General features: G+C 59.9%; 1 protein-coding gene. It reads right to left on the reverse strand.

Features of this window, described 5'->3' with window-relative positions; all coding sequences use genetic code 11:
- Positions 1-8 precede the first annotated feature (8 nt).
- Positions 9-9,482: an autotransporter-associated beta strand repeat-containing protein gene (locus KDL09_RS11020; RefSeq protein WP_294384730.1), complete on the reverse strand. Its 9,474-nt coding sequence runs from the start codon at positions 9,480-9,482 to the stop codon at positions 9-11.
- Between the last annotated feature and the right edge of the window lie 9 nt (positions 9,483-9,491).

Genomic DNA, 9,491 nt, shown 5'->3' on the forward strand with positions numbered 1-9,491 from the left:
TCGATGAATCAAACAGATGCGCGACGGCGGCGGCGGCAGAACAGTCCGAGAAGACCGAACAGGAGCAGCAGCGATTTGGACGGCTCAGGGACAACGACGATGAAGCCGTTGCTGGCGAACAACTGGGTGTTGAGGGCGAGACCGTCCCCGAGAACAACGCCGGTGAAGTCGAAGCTCGGCGTACCACCCATGCTGGACACCGAGGCCCAGTCCATCAGGTCGAAGATGTCACCAAAGACCGGTGTGTAGCCGTTCAGGAAGGTGGAGTCGATTTTGATGGTGCCGTTGACGACCGGAGCGGAGCCGCCGTTCACGATGATGTGATCGTGAAGCGACACGGTGTTGGCGCTTTCCCAAGACGCGATGGTTCCGGCGGCAATTCCAGTGAGGTTGGTTTCGAAACCACGGATTGCAGGATCATCGTTCAGCGTGCGGCCGCCGAGTTGCATCACAATGCTGGCACCAGAGGCAACGGTGAGATTGCCGTCGATGGTGAGTGTTCCCAGCTGATCGCCCGCATTGGCGAGGAGTCCGCCGGTGCTGTCACCCGCGCGGAGGGAACCTGCGGTATTGATGGCACCGACATTGGTGCCGATCGTGATGTCGCCAGAAATGGTTCCGGAGCCGGCCACGGTGGCATCGGTAGTGTACCCACCGGCAGGCGTGCCGAACGTGGCCCCGCTGTCCACGCGAATGAAGGTGGTGTCATCAATGGAGCCCCCGGTTCCTAGTTGGAGGGTGCCGGTGGTCACTGCGGTGGTGCCGTGATAGGTGTTGGCTCCGGTGAGGGTGACGATGCCAGTGCCAGTCTTCTCAATGGAAAGCGTGTCATTGGCGGAATCCGCCTCGGAGATCACTCCCGAGAAGGTGATGCCGTTGCCCGTCGAGGTGGAAGAGGTCAGCGTTACCGTCTTGGTTTCGACACCCGTGGCACCCGTTTGAAGGTTCTGGAGGACCATGTTTCCGGTGAAGGTGGAGGAACCCGAGGTGAGAGTCGTCGCACCCCCCACGGTGACACTGCCTGTGCCAGCGGTGGCATTGACGTCCATGGCATTGGCGATCGTCAGAGCACCCGCATTGACGAGAAGGGCCACGTCGCTGACGGCCGCCTCTTCCCGGAAACGGATTGGATCGATGACCGGCAGGCAGCACGAATCGACATCCGAACCCATCATGAAGAAGGACTTCGTTGCTGAAGAGCCGTTGGTCACGGTGAACTGGGTGCCGTAGGTCATCTCACTCGGTGTGTCGAATTCGACATGACGGATGAGATCCATGGTGCCGCCAGACACACTGACAATGGTGTAGATGCCGTTACGGCTTGGATCGGCATTTTCATTTTTCACGAGGATGGTCTTGCCGACATCAAGCGCTGTATAGACATAGCCGTCCACGGTGGAGGAGACACCGGAGAAGCTGCCTGACTGGGCGATACCGCCGTTCGAACTGTAGGTGCCGCCGCCCAAGGTGAGGCTGGCGGTGGTGGCGCGGTCAACGGAGGTCGTCATGATGATGCGGGTGTCACCGAGTTCGACGTGCTTGGTGCCGAGGGCACTGCTGCTGTCCGCTTCAACCGTGCCGGAGCGGATGACGGTGCCGCCGTCGATGGCGACGCCAGAACCGCCTGCGACTCCGGTGCCAAAGTTGTTGGTGCCGCTCAGAATCACTGTGCCGCCGTCCACCACGGTGACGCGGCCTGCGCCGCTCACCGTGCCTGTAAACTCCAGTTTTTGGCCGGCCGTCGCACCTGCAAGGATGTCACGGTTCAGAGTGACATCGCCGGTGATGGAGGAATCGGCCGCGGTGGAAGCCTGCAGAACGCTGAGCCCGGTGGAGTTGGTTGCGTTGACAATGACGTTGTTCGAAAGCGCCGTGCCCTGGAGATCGAGAACGGTCAAATCATCGGTTCCGGTGACGGAAGCAATGTTGAGAGTGACGTTGCCGCTGCCAAGTTTGGCACCGTTTGCCAACGAAAGCTGGCCATTGGCGATCTCCGTGGACCAGGTTTGCGCCGAGTTGTCCACCGTGGACAGAGTCTGCGAACCATTGGTGTTCACCCGGAAGACGCCGCTACCCGAAATCGTGCCCGCATACACCGCTCCGGAGGTGTCATCACCGCCCACGGTCAGCGTGTTCACGCCAAGGAGGACCGTTGCGTTCGCCTGGGCGGCCCCGGTGCTGGCAAGAGAACCAATGGACTGATTGAAACCGCCGAGATCCACCGTGCCGGATTCCGTGTCTCCGGTGATCACGTGCCGTGACTTGGGCGAAAGAGCGTTTTCAGCGCCTCCCTTTAGGACTCCCGAAGTGACGTTGGTATCACCCGAGTAATCAGAACCCGCGCCGCTAAGTTCCAAAGTGCCGGTTTCGGACTTGGTCAGCGCCCCTTCACCTGTGATGACCGAGGCCACAACGAACGTCTTGCTGTCGGCCGTCGCGATGGTACCGCCAGCCGCGTCGAGCGTCACTCCGGAGGTTGCGTCCAGTGTGGTGTTGTCGGTGACCTGCAGAGTGCCACCCGTGAAGCGCAGGGCATCAGCGCGGAAGTTCAAGGAGACATAGCCGAGGCTGGAGGCCTGGGCGACGGACAGGGTGCCGCCTTCTAGAACGGTGCCACCGCGGTAGCTGTTGACCGCTGTGAAGGTGATCTTGGCCGTTCCCTTCTTGCGGAAGGTCACGTTGCCATTCACCTGACCGTCGTAGGTGGTGTCTGCGGAGGACTGATTGACGGTCAGCGTGTTGTTGTCGAATGCGCCATTGTTGATCGAACCGCCGTCACCCGCCAGTCCGGCCACTTCCTGATTGTGACCATTGAGGTCGAACATACCGGTGAACTTCGTGGTCAGCGTTCCACCGAGCGGAAGCACGTTGTCCGCCCCGATCTGCAGGATGCCGTTCTCGATGGTGGTGCTGCCATAGGTGTTGCCGGTTCCGGAGAGCTTGATGATGTCCTGGCCAACCTTGGTCAGGTTGAAGCCGGTGCCGGTGATGTTGCCATCGATCTGCAGATACGATCCACGCAGCCCCGGATCGGTCGGGTTGAGGTTCGTCGTGGTGTTCAACTTGCCCATGTCATAGAACAAGGAATTCTGACCACTGGAGATCCCTGAGGGATAGTTCTGTCCCAGATACGAATCCGCCGTGAGGTTCAGCGTCACTCCGCTGCGGATAGTCTGGATGACAGCAACTTCATCGTAATCCAGCGGCAGGTAGCCCATGACCGAACCACCGGCGATGTTAATCGTGCGAGAGCCAGTCAAATCGGCAAAGACCTGCAGGCTGACGCCGTCGGCCAATGTAAAGTTGCCGGTGCCGCGGGCATCGCTGACTGCCCAACGTTCGATGGAACCCCAAGCCTGGGTCAGGTTGGCGGTCGGCACCCAGTTGGAGACGGCGATTTCGAGTGCTGCAGTCGGACTGATGATGGCGTCAACCGTGCTATTGCCAAACGCCCCGTTGCTCGTCACACGCACACCGCCTTCTGAAATGGTAAAGGTGGTGCGTTTGGGGTCAAGGGCAGGCAGGGTCCTGAAGGTGGTGCTGTTGTCCCCAAGGATGAGCATGCCGTCACCCACCTTACGGAAGTCGTAGAGACCTCCGTTGTCGATCCCACCGGTCCCTGTTCCGGAACCAAGCTGCAATCCGGTGGTGGAACCCGGGCCCCAGCTTCCCGCCTCGACCCAGAGCTGGTAATCATCGTACAGTGTGACGGTGCCCGTGCGCGCAGTGACACGTGAACTGTCCACCTGGAAGGTCAGCAAGCCTTCCTGACCGGCTCCCGGAATGGTGTTGGTGGTTTTAAGGTTGATATCAGCGATCTGGATCAGACGGTCGTTCCCCTGTCCGGTCACAATGATGCGGCCGATGTCATAGCTGGTGATTGCACCGGTATTCCAAGTGAAGAGGTCGGGCGTACCAGGGTTGAAGTTGAAGCGAACATCCGAGTAGAAGGACTGCAGGTAGTTGTCGTTGTCATTCATGTGCCCGCCACCCAGAATAATCTCGTTGGTTCCGTCGCCGGTTGAGTTCGGGGTCAGGAACTGGACGCCTCCGTCCTGAATCACCCACTTGCCATGAAACTGGGTCTGGTCACCACGGATGTTGAGGACGCTCAGACCCGACTTGGTGACCTGGCTGGCGTAGATCTTGCCGTTGATCTGCAACGTGTTGACAGAGGTGCTGATGAGAGCCTCACCATCACCGTTACCGGAGGCTCCAAAGTACAGATCCGGGTTGATGGTTGGTGTCTGGCTGCTCCCCAGCAGGAGCCCCCCGCTGCGGATGGTGATGCGGTTAAACAGGCCGTCCGCACTGACGTTGATGTCGCGGTCCAAGCGCAACGCATACACATCAGCATTGATGCCGAGAGTGGCGGTGGCGGTGGTGAGGTTCAGAATCTCCGTACCGTCGTTGAGCGACAGCGTCGTGCCGTTGAGCGTGCCGCCAGTGCTGGTCTTGTAATTGGCGGGAGCCCCTCCAGCGGTGATGAGTTGGAAGCCGAGGGTCGTGTCATACTTCAAGAATTGATGTTCCGAGCGACTGACGATCCAAGGATCAATCATGCCGTTGTTCATAAATGGTGAGCCAGCAGCCCAGGCTGTGACGATCAGGCGATCGGCGTTGACCGAGCCTGCGACTCCAAGACGATTAGCATTGTGGCGGAGGGTCAGGGTACCGCTGGAGGCCGTGTCGCGGGTGAGATCAGCCAAGGTCAATTCGGCGAAGAGGTTGGTGCCACGGCTGACCACGGAGATGTCCGCGCCCAGCGCAACTGTGACGGCTCCAACCGTTTCTGTGTATTGAATCGAACTGGCGACCGCCGCTGCATCATCCCCCAGCAGTTCAAGGCTGCCGCCATTGAGGAAGATGGCGTCGGTGTCACTCCAGCGTCCATCCGTATTGGTGCCGGTGTAAGGAGTGGCGTAGTCGAAGCGAATACGCGTGGACGGGTGCAGAATCCACTGGTTCGCATTCGCACCGCCTAAGCCGACCGCGGTGCCACGGCTGCCTTCAATGCGAACTTCGCCAAAGACCTCGACCTCGCCACTGCCCAGCGGGGTGCGGGTGCCGCTCTCCCCACCCTGAAGGGAGAGGCCAAAGCCGCGGTAGCTGTTGTCATAGTTACGCGTGCGGGCCAGCAGGGTGCCACCGCTGTAGTCATTGTTACCGTTGTTGTTGAAGGTCACAAAACCATAGGCCTGGATATCCATGCCAGCGCCAAGCAACATGCGGTTGCCACCGGAGAACTGTGCAGAGCCTGCCGTGGCCGGCCCCACCGTCAGCGTGCCTCCGGTTCCGCCACCCAGCCGGAACTCATTACCGTTGAGGCCCCAAGGATTCACGCTATCGGCGGTGAGATTGCCATTGCCATTGCCACCACCCAGGAACCAGTTGCTGAAGACCCCGCCGTCACGATTAGCCATGTCAGGATCCGTGGTCAGGTTGACATTGCCCGCCAGGCTTAGGATGCCGAAGCCATTGCCCTTGATCACTCCGGGCGCGGCGATTGCCGCCGTGATCGAGTTCAAATTGCCGATGACGCGGACACCAATGGATGCAAGGGCGCTGTCGCTGGTCACAACCTGGGTCAAGCCCGTGGCACCTAGGTTGCCGGTGTTCTGCATGTCAAGATAGGCACCGGCATAGAGTCGCACCGCCCCCGTTCCAGCGACGATGGCAGATCCGTTGAAAAGCGTATTGCCACCGAAGATGTCAAAACCGCCGGTGAACGTGTGCGCAGCATTATAGATGTCGAGTATCAGGTAACCATTGCCGATTTTGACGAGCCGGCCTTTTCCTTCGACCTTCTCGCGGAGGTAGGTCGTGGTGTCCGTGCGAAGAGAAAGGATGTCGTTCATGACAATACCGGCTTCGATCACCAGCGAGTCCGATCCATTCACAATCAGGAAGGGGCTGTTGCTGGTGATGATCTTCTGCCCGCCATTGTCGAGGCCCAAGTACTTGTTCGCCGCACCTCCGCCGTTGCGATCAAGGGTGATGAGAGTCAGGCCATTGATATAGAGCTTCTGGTTTGCGGTGACAAAGAAGTCGTGGTCAGCCACCGCGCTTGCGAGGCGGATCGTGCCGAAGTTGGAGATGAAGTCGCCCGTGCCCGCCGCCAGATTGGGAACGGTGCCCGTGCCGGTGCCCGTGATGCGGACTTCACCACGATCCAACGTGATCACGCTGGACATCGCCGTGTTGTTGCCATCCAGGCGCAAAACACCGTTGCCGGTCTTGGTGATTCCCACCGAACTGGTGACAGTTCCGCTCAACTGGGCCGTTCCCGCGCTGACGTAGATGCTCACCGGACTGCTGCCGTTGATGTTGGTCGCACCGCTGACAGCGAGGTTGTAGCTGTTGTTGTTCTGGATCTGCAGCAGCGTGCCCTGCAGGGTGCTGGTGCCCGCAATGGTCAGCGAGGAGATGGTGATCGTGCCGCTGCCGGTGCCGCTGGAGCGATTGGTGTCGATGCGGGCAAATGGCACGTTCTCCGCGATGATGACATCGTTGTTGAAGGTCCCGCTGGCGCTGGCCGTGCGGAATGCCACGATGGGCATCTGCGCGCCGTTGTTGTTGTTCTGATAGTCTCCCTGCAGCGTGATGCTGGCCGTGCCGAAGGTACCTGGAAGATCTCCGATGACCGTGCCGCCGTTGATCTGGAAGTTGCCGGTGATGTCATTGGACGCGTTGGACAACTGCAGCGTGCTGGGACCAGCACGCGTCAGACCTGCCGCTGTCACCTTGCCCTGCAGCAGCAGCGTGTTGTCAAAGGAGTAGATGACACCTTCCACCTTGTTGGTGCCATCTCCAAAGAAGAGAGGAGCGGTGCTGCTGAAAGTCACAGCACCGCTGGTGAGGAGACCGCCACTGTGGATATTGACCTGGTTGCCTGAGATGGTGGTGGTGCCGGTCACCCGCATGGCGTAGCTGTTGACCACACTGGCGAGCGCGGCATTCCCCCCCGCGTTGTAGTAGGCGATGGAAGTCGAATTCAGCCCCTGAAGGAAAGCGGCTCCGGTACCGGTGGCGGTCCATGGCGCATAGGTCATGCCAGTGACGTCGTTGTACGTCACGAAGGACAGGTTGGAGCTGTTGAGCGTTGTGGTGGTGGCGGCAGGGGCGACAAACATCCAAGGACTCAACATGCCGTTGGTCAGATTGGCGGAGAGCCAGGCTGAATCGTTGACGTAAACGCGCTGTCCCTGGAACTGATTGAGTCCAAACTCATCCGCATTCAAACGGATGGCCAGCGTCCCCTGTCCGGAACGAACGATGCCGGTGTTAGTGATCAGCACAATACCGCCATTGGTGCTGTTGCGCTCGAGATAGAGACCCGCGCCGCCTTTGACCGTGATCTCACCCACGGTTTCTGAGGTGTAATGCTGGGAGGCGGCCACCATGTTCAGCGTGGCTCCGTCGAGGATCAGCGCTTCGTTGTCACCCCACTTGTTGGCGACCGTGAGGTTGCTGTTGTTGAGACGGCTGATGATGAACTGGTCGTTCACGTCGGTGGAATAGTCGAGACGCAGCACACCGCCGGGGCGGAGGTTGACTGCATTGGAATTGGTGAGGCCGTTCGTGGTGACCGAGGCGGAGCCACGGAGGTTGAGGCGGCCATACACGTCAATGACCGGGGAGGCGATGCTGCCGGTGATTTCCAGATAGTTGCCGATGGAACCAAAGTCGGCACCACGGAAGATGGTGGTATTGCCGGTGTAGTCCTGCGTGCCGTAAAGACGAATCTGGGCCACGGTGGCCGTGGGTGTTTGAAATCCGGAATCCAGCGGGTTGCGTCCCACCTGAAGGGACGCGGAGCCCGTAACCACACCGCTGTTCACGACGCTAAGAACCGCATTGGTGCCCGTGAAACGATAGACGTTGTCCACGCCGGCACCCAAGGTGTCCGCCATGTAAAAAGTCGTCGCGTATGCGGAGATACCCCACTTGCCGCTGCCCATCTTCGACTGGTCCAGCGCCTGCGTGAACAGACCGGCGTCCCCGATTCCAAGGGCCAGCGCGCCGTTCATCGTGGAACGAAGATTGTAGCTGGTCAGCGGAGCGTCCGTGCCGATGTCCACACGCACGGTGTGGTTGACCTCGCTGCCAAAGATAAGCACATCCTGCCCGGCCAGCACGTTGGTGGGGGCATTCAAACGGATCGCGGTGGTCGAGCCATTGTTGATGGTGAAGGCCTGATTCGCCACAATGTCACCGCTGCCCATGTTGGCCGTGCTGCTCGGCACGAAAGTCACACCAGGATACAAGACATCATCCGTGCCCCGATTGCCAAAGAACAAGGTGCCGGCGCTTACCACGATGCCGCCGCTCCATGTAGAACTGTTGTCTCCGGAAATGGTCAGATCCGAACCGCCGATCTTGTTGATCGTATAACCTTTGCCGCCGTCCGTGATGCCGCCCGCCAGCACGAGTTGCACGTCATTCTGAATGCGCGCGTGGTTGGTGAGGGTCGTCAGCCCATCGAAACGCGGAATGTAGGTGTTGCCGCCGGTGCTCAGGAAACGCTGCACGTCCAACTGCAGCGTGCCGAAGACCAGCAATTTGCTGGAACCGGATCCCGTGGGACGATTGACGATCAACTGGCTGTCCCCGCCCTGATGGATGACATTGTTTCCGATAACAATGCGCTGGCTGTTGCCTGTGCTGTCGCCGATTGCGTATGCTTCCCATTGACCGCCGCGCAGCAGGATCGTCGTCGAACTCGGGATCGCAGAAGCGAAGCCTGTCGGCGTCGCCCACGACTGGTCGTTGATCCAGCTCTGCACAAAACCTTGAGCGATATCCAAGGTCCCCAGCGAATTCGGCATCGACGTATCCCAGTTGTTCAAGGTCAGGCGTCCACCGCCGACCTTGGTCAGCACGGAACCTGCGCCGCCGATAATCTGGCCAGAGAAAGTCTGGCTGCTGCCTTCACGTCCGACAACTAGAGTGGCGGAACCAAGATCAAGCACGCCCCCCGTGCTCAAGGCGCCGCTGACCACGCTGGTGCCCGAGAGGTTGCCGAACTCCTGATTGAAGCCGTTGAGTTTGACCGTGCCTCCCGGCTGGATGGTCACGATCGAACCAGTCACCGCGTTCAGGTTGCCAAACGTCGGCATCACGTTGGCCGCCTTCAGGCTCAGCGTTCCCGCGTTGACCTGCACGTTGCCCTGGAACGTGTTCGCTCCGCTCAGTTCCAACGTTCCCCCGCCAAACTTCACCAGCACCGCTGGCGCCGCCACGTTGCTCGTGCTCAGCGTGTTGTTCACGTTGCTGCGGAAGTTGGTGATCGGCGCGCTGATCGTCGAGGTCTTCGTGTCCTCCACATACACGTTCAGCGCATTGGTACCGATGTTCACCGTGCCTCCGGAGATGTGCGCTCCGGCATTGAGGATCAATCCCGCCTGACCGAGCGTGCTCGCATTGGCCGCACCTACGTTCAGCGTGAAGCCCGCCAGAGCAATGTCGATGTCGGTACGCAAGGCGTACAC

The sequence above is a fragment of the Prosthecobacter sp. genome (genome assembly GCF_020439865.1).
Classification (GTDB): domain Bacteria; phylum Verrucomicrobiota; class Verrucomicrobiia; order Verrucomicrobiales; family Verrucomicrobiaceae; genus Prosthecobacter.